Annotated in this window: 9 protein-coding genes; 2 read left to right on the top strand and 7 right to left on the bottom strand. The window is 43.4% G+C overall.

Annotated elements, in window-relative coordinates:
* Window positions 1-9: 9 nt before the first annotated feature.
* The 4 genes from G460_RS22875 to G460_RS0110515 all read right to left on the bottom strand — a co-directional run bounded on the left by G460_RS22875 (window position 10) and on the right by G460_RS0110515 (window position 5,834).
* Window positions 10-570 carry a carboxypeptidase-like regulatory domain-containing protein gene (locus G460_RS22875; RefSeq protein WP_169817510.1) on the bottom strand — a complete coding sequence of 187 codons (561 nt, stop codon included), beginning with the start codon at window positions 568-570 and terminating at the stop codon, window positions 10-12.
* 175 nt (window positions 571-745) lie between these two features.
* On the bottom strand, window positions 746-1,102 hold the full coding sequence (locus tag G460_RS0110505) for a carboxypeptidase-like regulatory domain-containing protein (RefSeq protein ID WP_084421255.1): 357 nt from the start codon (window positions 1,100-1,102) through the stop codon (window positions 746-748).
* A 115-nt stretch (window positions 1,103-1,217) separates the two neighbouring features.
* Entirely contained in the window at window positions 1,218-3,395 is a 2,178-nt protein-coding gene (locus G460_RS0110510) for a DUF5916 domain-containing protein (RefSeq protein ID WP_026955317.1), read from the bottom strand.
* Between the two features lie 51 nt (window positions 3,396-3,446).
* Window positions 3,447-5,834, bottom strand: coding sequence for a TonB-dependent receptor (locus tag G460_RS0110515; RefSeq protein ID WP_035464300.1), 2,388 nt, complete (start codon window positions 5,832-5,834; stop codon window positions 3,447-3,449).
* Between the two features lie 427 nt (window positions 5,835-6,261).
* Between G460_RS0110515 and G460_RS0110520 the strand changes: the two genes are divergently transcribed.
* A complete protein-coding gene (locus tag G460_RS0110520) occupies window positions 6,262-6,612 on the top strand; it encodes a hypothetical protein (protein WP_026955319.1) in 351 nt (116 codons plus the stop codon).
* A 96-nt stretch (window positions 6,613-6,708) separates the two neighbouring features.
* Here the strand turns inward: G460_RS0110520 and G460_RS0110525 are convergent, their stop codons facing one another.
* The 3 genes from G460_RS0110525 to G460_RS0110535 form a co-directional block, all read right to left on the bottom strand.
* Window positions 6,709-9,636 (bottom strand): S9 family peptidase, encoded by a 2,928-nt coding sequence (locus G460_RS0110525; protein WP_026955320.1) that lies wholly within the window; start codon window positions 9,634-9,636, stop codon window positions 6,709-6,711.
* Between the two features lie 106 nt (window positions 9,637-9,742).
* A complete protein-coding gene (locus G460_RS0110530) occupies window positions 9,743-11,446 on the bottom strand; it encodes an amidohydrolase (protein ID WP_026955321.1) in 1,704 nt (567 codons plus the stop codon).
* A gap of 63 nt (window positions 11,447-11,509) precedes the next feature.
* Complete coding sequence (locus G460_RS0110535) at window positions 11,510-13,573, bottom strand: T9SS type A sorting domain-containing protein (RefSeq protein WP_026955322.1); 2,064 nt, start codon at window positions 13,571-13,573, stop codon at window positions 11,510-11,512.
* A gap of 92 nt (window positions 13,574-13,665) precedes the next feature.
* On the opposite strand from G460_RS0110535, the gene G460_RS0110540 reads away from it, so the two are divergent.
* Window positions 13,666-14,961 carry a UDP-N-acetylmuramoyl-tripeptide--D-alanyl-D-alanine ligase gene (locus tag G460_RS0110540; RefSeq protein WP_026955323.1) on the top strand — a complete coding sequence of 432 codons (1,296 nt, stop codon included), beginning with the start codon at window positions 13,666-13,668 and terminating at the stop codon, window positions 14,959-14,961.
* Window positions 14,962-15,003 lie beyond the last annotated feature (42 nt).

Here is a 15,003-nt window from a genome sequence, read left to right on the forward strand (position 1 = left end):
TTTTTTGGTTTAACCATGCTGGTGAGATTTATCTCCACAACTTGCTTTTTCTTTTTTTCTAAAAATGCCTTTGGCTTTTTGCCAAAGAGTCGGTCTGATATAAATGACTTCTCCTAAAAGAATACTTTCATCCTCTTGTAATTCAATTTCTCCTAGTTGAAGAGGTAATTGGGTGTCATAAAAGGTAACTTCTTTTACTTTAAACCCAATAAAGGAGATTATTAAGGAATTTTTTTGACGTATTAAAGAGTCAGGAATCTCTAGCTCAAAATATCCGTCAAGGTCAGTGGAGACTCCAATTTTTTGACCTTTTAATTGGACTAGGGCACCGGGTAAGTCCTGTTTATCATTAAAGTAAAAGCTGATTACTTGTCCTCTAATTGATTTCTTGGGAGGAGTTGAATTAACTGGTTTAGCGTTTTGGCCAGTTTGCAATAGCTCTTGCTCCATTTTAATGGTAGTGGAGTTTTGGGCATCAGCAGGAATTGCCAATCCCAAAAACCCTAAAAATCCAAATGCCCATAATCCCGGAAAACTGACTTTTCTGGTAGGGACCTCTTGGACTTCCAATTGGCTAGGTCTAAAAATCCCACAGGTTTTTCCAGAGGTCTTTCGTAAGAAATCATGGACTTCTGTATTACTCATTTCTCTGAAGTCAAGTACTTCTTTTTGGCAAGAGGTACAGAAACCTCCTTTACCCGTTGGGGTAAAATTGGAGGGGTTTTCTGAACATGGGCTTGGTATTCTAATCATTTTTAGCTGACTGCTTCAACTGAATTTGCCCAAAATCTTTGGGGATTTTATTCAATTCAACCTTTACTTCCTCTTGGGAGCGATTGATATAAGAAATGACTAAGATTTGATCTTCGTTGAATTTGCTCAAATCCAAAGAGAAAAATCCGTTGATATCAGAAACGGTTCCTACTGTGGTTCCTTTTACGATGACAGTTGCTCCAGGAATAGCCTTCTCTTGCTCATCAATTACCTGTCCTTTGACTATTGGCTTTGTAGGAGGTCTTTCCATCTCCTGGCCCATGACCAAATTGGATGAATAAATAGTGCAGAAAGCAACTAGTAAAAATGAAAGTATTGAAGCTTTCATATAACGACTTGGTTAGTTTTGTAATTGATTGGTAGACATGAGTTTATTGTTTTTATTCAATTAACTAAAATTCTATCATTTTCTCAAAAACAACATGTTAAAAAAGCCCAAGGCTCTATGCATTCCACCAGTAGGTAAACTTGATGACCAAAGATCTATTCTTGGTGTAGAATGGTGCCGGAAGGTAATTGTCTGTGTACACGATAAACAAATCAGAAGCTGGCTTGAATCTCCACTGGAATCGGGTATTCAAATTAATGTTTTCGACCTGCTCATTGTATTGGACAAAAGTCGTGAAGAATAAGGTGTTGGTCAGAGTCAAATCTACCCGAGGTCCTACCAGCCAAAATCGCGTGTCTCCCCATGGTTCGGGAAGGTTGATCCGATTGTAATTTGTGGTCATAGCGATACTCACGTAGGGCTGGAATCGATACCCCAATTCCGTACTCACATTGTATCTTTCTCCATCGGCATAGTAGCCTCCCATTCGTGTGGAAAATGAATAAGTAAACAAGCTCTGGGGCTTTGAAATATACTCTGTACCCCAAGCAAACCAGGAATGATCGGTGCCAGCATCTAATGTTTCACCACTGTAATTGGTCGGGTCAAATGGTCTTTGGAGCTGGATGAAATCTTTCGCTATCCAGAGCATGAATGTGCTTTGGCTTCTCCACTTTAGGTTGTAGGCTAGGAAGGTAGTGTTGTCAGTTTGTTCTCCTTCTTTATTGAAGAAAAAGCGGGTTCCAAAATCAGGCCCGTGACTCAAGATTTTTTCACTTTGTGGAAACCAACGATAGCCGATTTCCGGATCGATTTTGAAATAGCCCCTTCTGGGAACATAGCCAACCTCAGCGGTATAATTTTCAGAAACATACTCATGCTGCCAGTTCCAGGTCAAGTTTCCAGACGTGTATTTCAAGTTGGCAGCATGGACAAATCCATTCCCTACATTGTCAGGGCCAAAACTTTGAAGCGCCATTACTTTACCTGTCCACAGATTGTTGGAGGAAGCCAAATTATACTCCAAGCCTACATTTCGATTGAACTGAGAGTAAATAGGCTGCTCGGAATTTTCATCTGGATTGTAATTGAGAGACTGTTTGTTGATGAAAATCCCAGTAACATTACTTCTGGCTCCGACCTGTCTTTGCAGTGCCAACACAGTGAAGTTTTGCGAGGGCAGCGCGTCCTCCTCCACTGTTCCTGTTTGCATATTCATGGCGCCAATCCTCCAATCTTTGTTGATCTTACCGCTCAGTCTGGCTCCAAACTGAATCGGTGCATTTAAGCCGATTCTCCGAGAGAAAAATGGCCGGATGGAAGTGTAGCCAAAGTTGGCAAACAAGTCTCCATTTTCTAGGAAGAATTGCCTTCTTTCTGGAAAAAACAACTCAAACCGATCCAGATTGGTGACTTGTCGATCGACTTCTACTTGGGAGAAATCAGGGTTGACCGTCAAGTCCAAATTCAAGGAAGAGGTCAATCCGATTTTGGCATCCAGACCTATTTCTTTTCTGTAAACATTTTCCCCTCCATTGTCAAAATCCTTGGAAATTCCTCCGAGAGCATAAGGAATCACAGAGACATTGGCTCCTGCTTGAGGTGGAGGATTGTCCCATGCTAAAATACCGGTGTAAGCCAAAGAAGCAGATGGGAACTGTCTTGGGACTGGGGCCCAACCTGATTTCTCGGTAGCCTTGAGATCCAATCTGGAGAAATTGATTCCCCATTCGGTAATCCCTTTTTTGTAGCGTATGGATTTGAAAGGAATCGCGGCTTCGAAGATCCATTTATCTTCGTAGTTTTTGACTTTGGAGGTCCACTTATTATCCCAACTCAAATCTACGCTTCCACCATTGTACATGATTCCGTCCCACTGAGCTCCGGCGGCATTGGCACCAAAGGAAAAGCCATTGGTCTGATCATCAAAAGGGTCCATGAAAAGCAGGAAGTTATCGTTTTTCCCAAAGGAGAAATCTCTTCTTAGGGATTCGACCATGTAAGGTCCATCGATCAGGTGATGATTTACGACAATAATGTAGAGATTATGATCATCGTAAGTCATTCGAACATCTGTTTGGACTTCAGCAAAACTGGTGTCCATCGGAGTGATCATGAAAAAATCTGTAGCAACATCAGCTTCTTGCCATGCTTTTTCATTCAAAACTCCATCGATATGGATTTCAGAACTTGCTTTTTTAATTGGTAAGCGGTAAGCAGCGTTTATTTTTTGGGCGTAGGAAGAGGATCCCAATATGAAAAACATACCAAGAAGGGCAATGATGGAGCGCATGAGATAGATTTATTTCCAAGTATAGGGATTTGAAAAGGTTTTGGGTGGATCTTAAGGTTTCAATCGATAGCTAAATGTCAAGTTGATCTGCCGTCTCATATACTGGGAGTTGCCTTCTGTGTAGAAATTGTAGCCCTCGGTGATGTATCGGTTTCGACGGGAATTGAGGATGTCATTGGCAGTAAGGATCAGCCGTCCGCGATCTTCCAGAATCACTTTGCTCGCTGAAAAATCCATGAAGAAAATTCCCTTTCGCACTCCCTGTGCTGTTTTTTGGCGTGCGTCGTAGTTGGCCCGAAGCTGAAGGTCCCAGCCTCCCTCTAGCGTAAACCTGGAAGTTTGTCTCGCCAAAAAAGAGGTGGTTTTTGCTTCATAGTCGGACTGGATATTGCTCCCGTCGATATCGGCATGGAAAAAATTCAAATTGAGATCTACCTTCCACCAGGTTTTGGGACGATAATCCGCACTGAGTTCCAATCCAAAAGACTGCTCACCAGTCAGATTATAAGGTTGAGTGACGGAATTTCCTTCTTCATTGACTGTTCTGATCCGCTCGATTTTGTCTGTGGTATTTCTGTAGTATGCCGTGCTAAAGAGTGTGCCTTTTTCGAAGTACTTGATATGTCCCAATTCAAAAGCATCGGTGAATTCTGGGTTTAAATCTGGGTTTCCGCTGAAGAAATTTCGCTGATCTGAGAAGGTGACGTAAGGACTTAAATCATTGTAAACGGGCCGCTGCACCCGTCTGGAGTAGCTCAACTGAAATGCATTCTCTTCGGTAACATTGTAGGTGACATGAGCGCTCGGGAAAAGATTGGTGTATTCTCGCGGATTCTCTTCGTTTGTCTCTTCCAAGATAGTTTCCACATCTGTGTATTCGGCCCGAAGCCCGGCTTGATAGGTCCAAGCTCCGGCTTTGTTGCCGTAGATTCCATAGGCGGCCAAGATGTTTTCATTGTAGAGGAAGATATTGTCCAGGCCGGGGATCGGACTGAGTTGTCCACTCTCGTCAGCTTCAGAAACTATAAAATCATTTTTCATGTCCCGAAAACTAGTTCTCAGTCCGGTTTCCAGCTTTCCATCATTGCCCGATGGTCTGACAAAGTCAAGTTGGAAGAGGTATTGATTTTCGTACTCATCATTGAGTGAAGTTTGGGTCAGAGAGCCACCTGGGATAGCTGTGCCGTTTGGATCATAGCTTTGCTCCGTAAAAAGCTGATCTGAATTTTCCCAATAGTTGAGATAGGTGAAGGCAGCGGTGAGCTCATGGCCCTTTTCTCCAAAAGTTTTTTTGTAGTTAACCGCTATTTCAGAATTTGGCTCCTGCTCAGTTTCGTCTTGTTTTCGAAGGCTATATCCCAGGAAATTATCTGTGCTATTCAGGTAATCCTCGTATCGGATATTGGTGATGCGATGTGCATCACTTCGGCGCCAAAGATAGGAGAGCGTGAGGATGCTTTGCTCGTTGAAATAGTAATCCAATCCTCCCCGGATATTGTTATTGTTTCCTTTTACCTTTCCGGAGTTGTTTTGGAGGAGGATCTGAGTTTCCCCATCTTCATAGACTTCTTGGTAGAGCTCACTCACATAAGGTTGATGTCTTCTTGCATAGCTGTAATTGATAAACCAATTGATTCTTTTGTGTCGGTAGTTGAGGTTGGCGGATGCTCCTAGATTAAGGGGAGTGCCTCCGATCAGTTCGAAGGAACCATTGAGCCCTTGTTGATTGTCCTTCTTCAGCACAATATTGATCACACCGGCCATGCCTTCTGCCTCATATCGAGCGGAGGGATTGGTGATGACTTCCACCCGTTCGACCATGTTGGCCTGTAGCTGTCGAAGTCCGGCTGATCCTTTGAAGCTCACCAGTCCAGAAGGCTTTCCATCGATCAAGATCCTGACATTGGATGAGCCTCTCAGCATCACATTTCCCTCGGGATCTACCGATACCGATGGGAGGTTCATCAAGATATCGGTAGCTGTGCCTCCGGCATTGGCTAGGTCTTTTCCCACGTTGAAGATTCTTTTATCCAGAGAAAGCTCCATCAGCGTTTTTTCTCCTTGAACGACCACTTCGTCTAGATTTTCAGCGCTGCTTTCCAAAGAAATATTGCCCAAATCGACCCGATTTTTTTCTCTAGAAAAGCGGATAATTTCTGTTTGATGGGATTCGAAACCCATAAATTCTATAAGTGCATAAAACTCTCCAAAAGGCACGTCGATAGAAAATTTACCATTCTCCTCCGAAATGCCACCGGCTACCAGACTGTCGGCTGGAGAATAAATAGCGACACTGGCAAACCCAAGCGGGTTGGTCGAGGATTTTTCAAGGATTGTTCCAGTGAGTTTGGCGGTGGACTGCTGCGAGTAGGATGTGAGACTCCAGCACATAAGGAGTAGAGCCAGTCCAAGCCTGAATTTTGGTAAAAATTGTTGCATTTAGGTTGTAGGTTTTTGGGTTTGAGCTTTGGTGTGATTCAAGCCATACCTGTAAGATATTTGGAAAAAATCTAAAATGCAGTCAAATAGTGATCAAAGGAGCGAAATCCCTGACGAATAGTGGGATATGGTTTTCAGAATTTGCTTTTGATAAAAAAAATCCCCGATTCATACCGGGGATTTTTAGATTTCAAACATAAGACTTTAGCTTTCTCAAAAAGCTCTTTCTTTCAGGTGCTCGTCTAGATCCAACTTATTGATTCCTTTGTCCAACCAGCATGGTGTATATCTATGCATTTAGGAGATGGCTAAAGAAATCAAACTTTTAAGCCCTTGATTTTGCGGTTTTTAAATTGATTCATGGATAAGCCTAAGGTTAAAATGCTTACTTTTTGGGCAAGGCTATACACTTTTAAATCGATAAAGAATGAAAGGGATAAATTTAGAGATTGATCAATCAATCATCACTGGGATAATTGATTCTAATAATTATTCATTGTCTTTGAGTCTTATGATTAGACACTCTAAGGATGAAGAGCAAGTAAGTCTCGTGTTTTCAGGATATGATAAGGATGAGGATAAACAGTTAGAGTATTATGTTGATCGATATTTTGGAGAGAAAGTCAACAAAGAAATCAAGATCAAATTGGTAGAAAATGAAGGAAAGGCTTCAATTCCGGTAAAAGAAGTGCAATTTGATGAATCGTTCAACAATGAGATGTTACTGAGAAGCTATAGAAAGTTAGAAGAACAACTTAAAACAAAAGGGCTGATCTAAACCTTAAAAGCATATTAAAGAGATTCAAAAAAAAATCCCCTGATACATTGAACTATCAGGGGATTTTCAAATTTCAAACTTAAGACTTTAGCTTTTTCAAAAAGCTCTCTCTTTGAGATGTTCCTCCAGATCCAGCTTGTTGATTCCTTTGTCCAACCAGTCAGGAGCGGCTTCACCTTTGAGGTGATGGTTGAAAAATTCCATCATACGGACAGAATAATCTTTTCTGTTTTCAAGTTTGCTCAAACCGTGATTTTCGCCCTTGTATTGAACCAGCACAACTGGCTTTTTCAGTCTTCTCAAGGCAGAATAGTACTCGATCCCCTGCGTGAAGTCTACCGCTCCGTCTTTGTCATTGTGCAACATTAGGAGAGGAGTGTTGACATTTTTCACATGATAAACTGGGCTATTTCTTTCATAAGAATCCCAGTTTTCCCAAGGACCACCGGTAAATCTTCCTTGGGAAGCTTCAAAGATGGACATGTTTCCACCACCCGAATTCCAGTAGATTAAGTCGTACATAGAGATCATATTGGTCAATGGAGCGCCTGCCGCAGCAGCTTTGAACATATCCGTCTGAGTGATCAAGAAAGCAGTCTGATAGCCGCCCCAGGAGTGACCATGGATACCGATGTTGTTTTCATCAATGACGCCTGTTTTGATGGCTTCTTTTACAGCCGGGATCACACACCAGACTGCCGACATTCCTGGATCATCCATGGTGTAAACGATATCTGGAATGAAGACTGCGAAACCATTGGAAGTATAAACATTCGGATTCCATCCCGTGCCGCTATAGCCTGGATTGGACCAATTGTGACGGGTTTGAGAGAGCTTCTCGTAATAGTAAACTACTGTTGGGTATTTTTTGCCTTCCTCATAGCCAGCTGGCAAGAATAAGGTTCCTTGGAGTTTTGCTCCTTTGTCAGAGGTGTAGTCCACCAATCTGGTGCCAGCAGACCAGGCGTATTTGTCAGCATCAGGAGTACCGTCAGTCACTTGAGTTGGGTTGGAAAGAGATGCATCTGTCAAGTACATTTCTGGAGCTTCATTGAAAGTCCCCTGTGAGTAATAATAGATGTCAGCATTCTTTGCTTTGCCCAAGCTGCCCACATAAGCATCCTCCCAAAGTAGCACCTCTGCACCTGGAGTCAAGCCTCCTTTTTTGGCAGGAGAAAGCTTAGCAATCCCGCTTTTCTTGGTCCATTCCCCATACGTGCGAATGTATGCTGGCTTGCTGAGGTCCAGTCCTTTTTCTTCCGGATCCAAGCTAAATCTGTATTGATAACGGATCTGATCTGTTTTGCCATTTAGAGTCAGGTTCTTAGCTTCTTCTCTGCTATTGCCTACAGGTACCTGCCAAATGTCCCAGCCATCTCGTAGTAGCACATATTTGCTGTCAGAGCTCCATCCCAATGGACTGTTCATTGGCTTAATCACATTGTGATCGTCTTCGGTATTGACAAAGGTGGTGGGGATGTTTTCGGTGATATTGGTGCTTTGACCAGCTGCAATGTCATAGATGTAAAAATGTCCATCTTCGGCATAGATCAGTTTGGTCCCATCAGGAGATTCTCTTGGGTAAGATGCATAATTTGGCAAGTAAAACTTGTTGAAAAGCTCTTTTTTAGCGCCAGTTTTCAAGTCTATGATGTAGTAATCTCGGTAGCTTTGGCCATCGAGATTTCCATCTAATTCATACGCAGTATAGTCGGAGCCCAAAGCATACTGTTGCTTGTCCAGGATGGTTAGGTCTTTCATACTGCTGTCTTGCAACTGAATATGCTTGCCTGCTGATACATCATACATGGACCAAAAACTGAAGTTTTTATCCTGATTCTCCATTACCTGCTGGCGGGACTGAAGACGGGCGTCGTTCCAGTGCCAAATGGTCATGTCTGGCTGGTCAGCGTCATTTTCTTTTTTGCCTTTGGTTTTGGTAGTGTCGAGTTTGGATATGGCTTTCTGCAAATCTGAGATAGATTTGATAGTGGTATCAGCCATGATTCTTTTCATTGCTTCGGATTCTGCCTGAGCCACTGAGTCCTTGTCCAATTCCTTTTTGACTTCTTCTTTCTTGGCCAATTCCTGAGGATGGATGCCATAGAATAGTCTTGTCAAGTCATCTGACCATCCCGGTCTTCTATTACCTGAGATCGTATAGGCTTTGTCAAAATGAATCGAATCTTTTTCTGGATTGTAGATTGTGACTTGGGGAGATGCCAGGTTTTTGACACCGATCACTTGTCCTTTGTCCTTCTTATACTTTTTGTCCTCTACCATCTTGAGTGCTGCAAAAGCATCCCCTTTTTCTGTCCAGTTGAGAGACTTGTAAGAGGCTTTGTCCGAGTCCAAAATTTGGGTGCTGTTTGCTGCGACGTTCATGAGGTATATGCCATTCCCAGACTGATTGGCTGCATCTACCGTGTAGGCAAGGTAGTTTCCGGCTTTGTTGAAGGAAAAGTCAGCAACGTTTCCAAGGTTTTGGCTTTTCTCTGTGGCTAGATGATAGATCAGGAGATCTGATCCTCTGCCGCCCCCGTTGCCATCTTTGGAAAGATTGAGTGCCAAAACGGAAGAAGCGTCTCTATTGAAAGAGTAGCTGGAGACATTTTCAAATTCTATTTTCTCTTTTTCTCCCAGTTTGATCAGGATGGCCTTGTTTTTAAGTGGCTTTCCTTTTTTCTTATCATTGGCTTTTTTCTCCGAAAAAGTAGGGTATTCCGTATAGACAAACCATTTACCGTCTTCGCTGAATTGCATCGAAGGATAGTTGGTAGAACCGATTTTGAAGGTTTGTTTGGTGGAGTCCACACCTACTTTTTGTAGGATGATCTCTCCATCCCCTTCCTGCTCAATCAGACCATAAGCTACCCACTGACCGTCATTGGAAAGTCGGAATGCCGAGCCGGGCATATATTTCCAAGTGGGGATGTCTTGCCAGGTGATGGGCTTGGCATCCTGTGCCTGTACACCCAAAACCAAGAGGATCAAGATACCCGTGAGGGATAAAATTTTTCTCATCTGTAGTTTTTTTGATTTAGACATTCAAAATAGGGAAAAAATAGAAAGGCTCCCTGTTTTATTTGACAGGGAGCCTGAGTGCTTTTTGATTGCTATGTTTGGGCGACTATTCTTTTGAGAATACGATTTTCCCACCCACCACGGTCATAGCTACCTTCGTATCCAAAATTTCCTCCTCGGGGATTTCCATGATGTTTTTGTCAAACACTGTGAAGTCGGCAGCTTTGCCTACTTCTAAGGAACCTTTGAATTCTTCTTCAAACTCTGCAAAAGCGCCATCCAGGGTATAGGATCTCAAAGCCTCTTCGCGAGTCATTTTTTGGGTGGCTTCGTATCCTTCAGTAGGAGTTCCTGCTAAGGTTTTTCGGGTGACCGAAGCGTAAAAAGATGGAATCGGATCTACTGGTTCTACAGGTGCATCGGTGCCATTGGTCACCACAGCGCCGCTTTGCATCAGTTTTTGCCAGACATAAGCGCCATCAACGATTCTCTGCTCACCCAATCGGTCGATTGCCCATGGCCTATCCGAACTCAAATGAATCGCCTGCATGGCTGCGATAACGCCCATTTCTCCAAATCTAGGAATGTCCTCTAAGTCGATGTGCTGGGCATGTTCGATCCTGAATCTATGATCTTTTATCTCTGGATTTTTTGCAAATGCAGCTTCGTAGCGATCCAGCACTTCCTGATTGGCTCGATCCCCGATAGCATGCGAGCAAACCTGAAAACCCAATGGAAGAGCTTTCTCGGATACCTCCGTGACCACTGACATCGGCAGTGTCTCATGACCTCTGTGACCCGGTCTGTCAGAATAATCCTCCAAGAGCCAAGCACCACGATTTCCCAATGCCCCATCGCAATTCAACTTGATGGAACGGACAGTCAAAAGGTGGTCCTCATCGATCATAGGGCCTTTTTTATACCATTCTTCCAAAAGCTCTGGCTGACGGCCTGTGAGCATGATATACATTCTGGAGGTCAGTTTTCCTTCCTTTTTAAATTGATCGACGAGATCGATTACATCTTGTCCCGAACCAGCATCATGAAAAGAAGTGATTCCTTTCTCCGCCAGCTCTTGTAGCGCCAAAGTCAAGGCCTCGGCTGCTCTTTCTGGAGTTTCATTTGGGATCAGTCTCGAAACCAGTCCAGAAGCTCTTTCTGATAGGATTCCTGTTGGATTACCCAATTCATCAACGATAATTTCTCCTCCCTCTATTTCCACAGGTCTTTCACCTTTCAGATTGGCAATACCTGCTAATTCAAGGGCTTTGCCATTGACAAAAGATGCATGACCAGAGGCGTGGCTGAGATAGACGGGGTTGTCTGGAGAGACTTCATTGAGCTGATCATTGGTTTGGAATCCATTGACTAGTTTCTCTGGTTTTTCGATCCATTTGTCCTGATGCCAGCCTCTTCCGGTGATCCAGTCGCCCGGCTTGGCTTTGGCTACCGCTTCAGCTACTTTTTCTACCAGTTCATCGTAGGTTTTGACATACATGAGGTCGAGTTCGAGCTTATTGTAGCCGATACCCATCAGGTGAGCATGTGATTCGATCAGTCCAGGGGTCATGGTCATGCCCAGCAAGTCCACCACTTGGGTAGATTGGCCGATATACTGGTCCATGTCGCTGCTATTTCCCAATGCTAGGATGAGGCCGTCTTTGACAGCGATCGCCTCTACTTTGGGGTTGGAATCGTCAACGGTATAGATAGTCCCGTTGAGATAGACTGTGTCTGCGGGATTGTCAGGTTGGGGTGAGCAAGAAAGGAGAATAACTCCTAAAATTGCGACGAGGTAAAGATGTTTCATGGTTTGCAAGATTCTGTATCGAAAGCTACGAGTTTACAGAATAGCTACAAAACCATCCAAAAATTAGCGAATCCAGATTTTTTTGGAAAGTCTCTGTCCCTGAGTTTCCAATTGGAAAATGTATAGTCCCGGAGAAAGAAATCCCGCTTGGATCTCAAGTTCCACGCCTGCATGGACTCGTATGTCGTCCAAAATCACTTGCCCCATGGCGGAAATCAGACGGCCGATGCCACTTTGATTGGAAATTACTTTGATCGGGCCATCGGTTGGGTTCGGGAAAAGTATCATTTGAAGGCCTTCTGTAGGAGATGTTGTTGAAGAAGCCGCTGAGAGGTATAGCAAACCTCCACCGCGCGTTCCCAGGACTAAATCATGCATTTCTCCCAAAACAGAGGGGATTGGTGTTATCCAGGTATTTCTTCCTAACCGACTAGTATACGCTATATTGTCAATTTCAATATTTACCTCTTCTCTCTGCGTATTTTCCATGAAGTTTTCGATGAAAACGAGTGTTCCTCTTTGGTCTACTGCATAGAGGTCTGGGTTTTCGCCTTCTATCACAGCGATGCTTAAATTCCTGTTGGCGGGGTTGTCCACAAAACCCAAAAAGTCTTCCTCTACCAGATTGGCTGCCAAAACAGAAAAATCCATTTCATACAGATCCAGGGCCCCATTTTGTCCTGCTACCAAGAGGTAGTCTTGACTTTGATACTTGAAAAACTGGATATAATCTCCAAGTGCCGCTCTGTAGCCTGTGATTTCCCTCTCTTGCCATTCGCCATTGATTTGATAGAAAAATGACTGAGTAGGAATGCCTTGAGACCATTTTTGCCCAGTCAGGACTGGATAGAGATTGCCATCGTTATCCAACGGTGCCAAGTATTGGATGTCGGTAAGTGCTAGATTTCTAATCTCTTGATTTCTTTGGATAAGCGTGAAGTTGTTTTGTGAGAAAGAAAACTCGGCAATTTCCCCAAGCACACTGCCATCCCGAGTGACATTGGAAGTTACATAGAGCTGGCCACCATTTCGATTTCCCAAGAAAAAAGGCCGTGTGTTTTCTCCCAAATCCAAAGTCTGATTTTGTAGAATGGGGGCTAAGCTCCCGTCGAAAGTGAAAATGGAAGCTTCATAGTCAATGCCATAAGTGGAGGCTGCTTCATTGGAATTGACCGAAATGATAAACTGCTCATCAATCCAGTTGGGGTTGTGAAATATCGGGAAGCTTGGAAAGGTGCCTACGCCAGGAAGTTCATTCGAAAATTGAGTGAAAATAGGGTTTGTATCGCTTCCCTCATTGGGTAGGAAATACAAGATGTCACATTCATCTCTTCCCAAGACCAAGTCTGCGATCCCATCTCCTGTGAAGTCCCGGTAGAGAATAGAATGTCCTCCGGCATGTTGGATTTTGTCATTTTGATCTGGAGCTATTCTCAAGTCCAGGCCTGAGCAAGTTTGGCCAAAAGAGAGGTCATTGCAGTCACAAAACTCAAAATTGCCCCAATGAGTGATGGGAAATGCAAATCCGTCCAGGCTTGGAGTCCCGTTTCTTTCTACGGATGTGTTGAGGTAATATTCCAGATAGTCGCCTGAAGCAAAATTGAAAACGACCAAATCCAGATCTCCATCCCCATCCAAATCACGAATCAAAGGTGTGTCCAGATTGTTTGCCTGAATGTTTGATCCATTATCCAATGGAAGGAAGTTATGGACTAGTGCCCAGGAAATATTCCCAGATTCGGAAGTGTTTTGATAGACTTTGATCCCAAGGGCGGTGGAGGTAAATAGATCTTTTTTGCCATCTCCATCGTAGTCGGCAAGCACCAAAAAACCGCTGATATCTGTAGGGAATAGATAAGCCCATTCCGGTTTGGCGACCCAGTTTTCCTCGATTTTTTCAAAGACAGTCAGTTGCCGAGAGTTAATGTCCCAGATGATCCATTCGTCTTGGTCGTCTCCATTCAAATCTATCGTTTGGATCTGAGCGGAATTGATGCCTCCTGAAAAAGGAGAGGGAAGTTGTACTCCTTCGATTTGGATAGTTGCGGAAGATTCAAGGGTGAATGACTTTTGAGAAAAAGCAGATGAGCAGACAAAAAATAAAATACCTACAAGAAATATTCGCATGGATAGGGTGGATTCCGAATTCTAAAATTAATACGGAATCATCAGTCCAAAGATGTGATCATTCGTTTATTTTGGGGAAAAATGAATCTTTGATGAATATCTCAATCTTATATCAGCTTTTTTTGAAAAGTACAGGCGTCAGTACCGATACCCGGAAAATAGAACCAGGTAATATTTTTTTCGCCCTAAAAGGACCCAATTTCAATGCAAATGAATTTGCGCCAAAGGCTTTGGAGATGGGGGCTTCACTTGTGGTGATCGATGAGATTAGCCACTTTGTGGAGGATGATGAGCGGTATTTTATTTGTCAGGATGTCTTGAGCACTTTGCAGCAATTGGCCAATCATCATCGCCATCAATTAGATATTCCGATAATAGGTCTCACGGGCAGTAATGGAAAAACTACTTCCAAAGAGCTGCTGCATGCGGTACTGAAAACAAAATATAAAACCTCAGCTACTAGGGGGAATTTGAATAATCATATCGGGGTGCCTTTGACACTTTTGGAGATTCCAAAAGATGCGGAGATCGCCATCGTGGAAATGGGAGCCAATAAGCCTGGAGATATTCAGGAGCTTTGTGAAATCGCCGAACCAACGCATGGCTTCATTACCAATATCGGTAGAGCGCATCTGGAAGGAATGGGCGGTCCAGAGGGAGTGCTCAAAACTAAAACAGAACTTTATCAGCACTTACGAGCCAGTAACGGTACTGTTTTTATCAATTCCCAGGACCCGATTTTGGCCAATATGATCAAGCGATTTGAAAAGCCGATTTTATATCCTGCCAAAGGAGATTTTTGCGAAGTCAGCTTCATTGAAGCCAATCCATTTGTGAAATTTTCGGTAGAGGAAGTAGAAGGAGAGCATCTGACTTCGCTGATCGGAGCTTATAATTTTGGCAATATTGCCAATGCTCTGACTATCGGGAAGTTCTTTGATGTGCCGATGGAAAATGCTGTGAAAGCGGTGGTCGAATATAAACCATCCAATATGCGCTCTCAGTTGATCGAGAAGCGCAATAACCTGATCATCTTGGATGCTTACAATGCCAACCCATCCAGTATGGAAGTCGCGATCCGGACTTTTGGGGAAATGACTGGCAAAAAGCATAAAATGATCATTCTGGGAGACATGTTTGAGCTGGGAGAGCATGCTGAGGCAGAGCATAGAAGACTCGGGGAAATCGTCAGTGAGTATCCGATTGACAAAGTCTGCTTTACTGGGAAGTTGGTGGTTTCGGCTTTGGAAAAGGCCCCGAAAGCCCTTTATTTCCCAGATCCATTCTCTTTCAGAAACTGGCTGCAGGATAGTCAATTGGAAGATTATCTGATACTGATCAAAGGAAGCCGAGGAATGAAGCTTGAGGGATTGGTGGATTTTATATAAACTTTTCAAATCAACTCTCAGTTACTCTTACAAAACTATTCG

This window comes from Algoriphagus vanfongensis DSM 17529 (assembly GCF_000429465.1).
In the GTDB taxonomy this organism is placed as follows: domain Bacteria; phylum Bacteroidota; class Bacteroidia; order Cytophagales; family Cyclobacteriaceae; genus Algoriphagus; species Algoriphagus vanfongensis.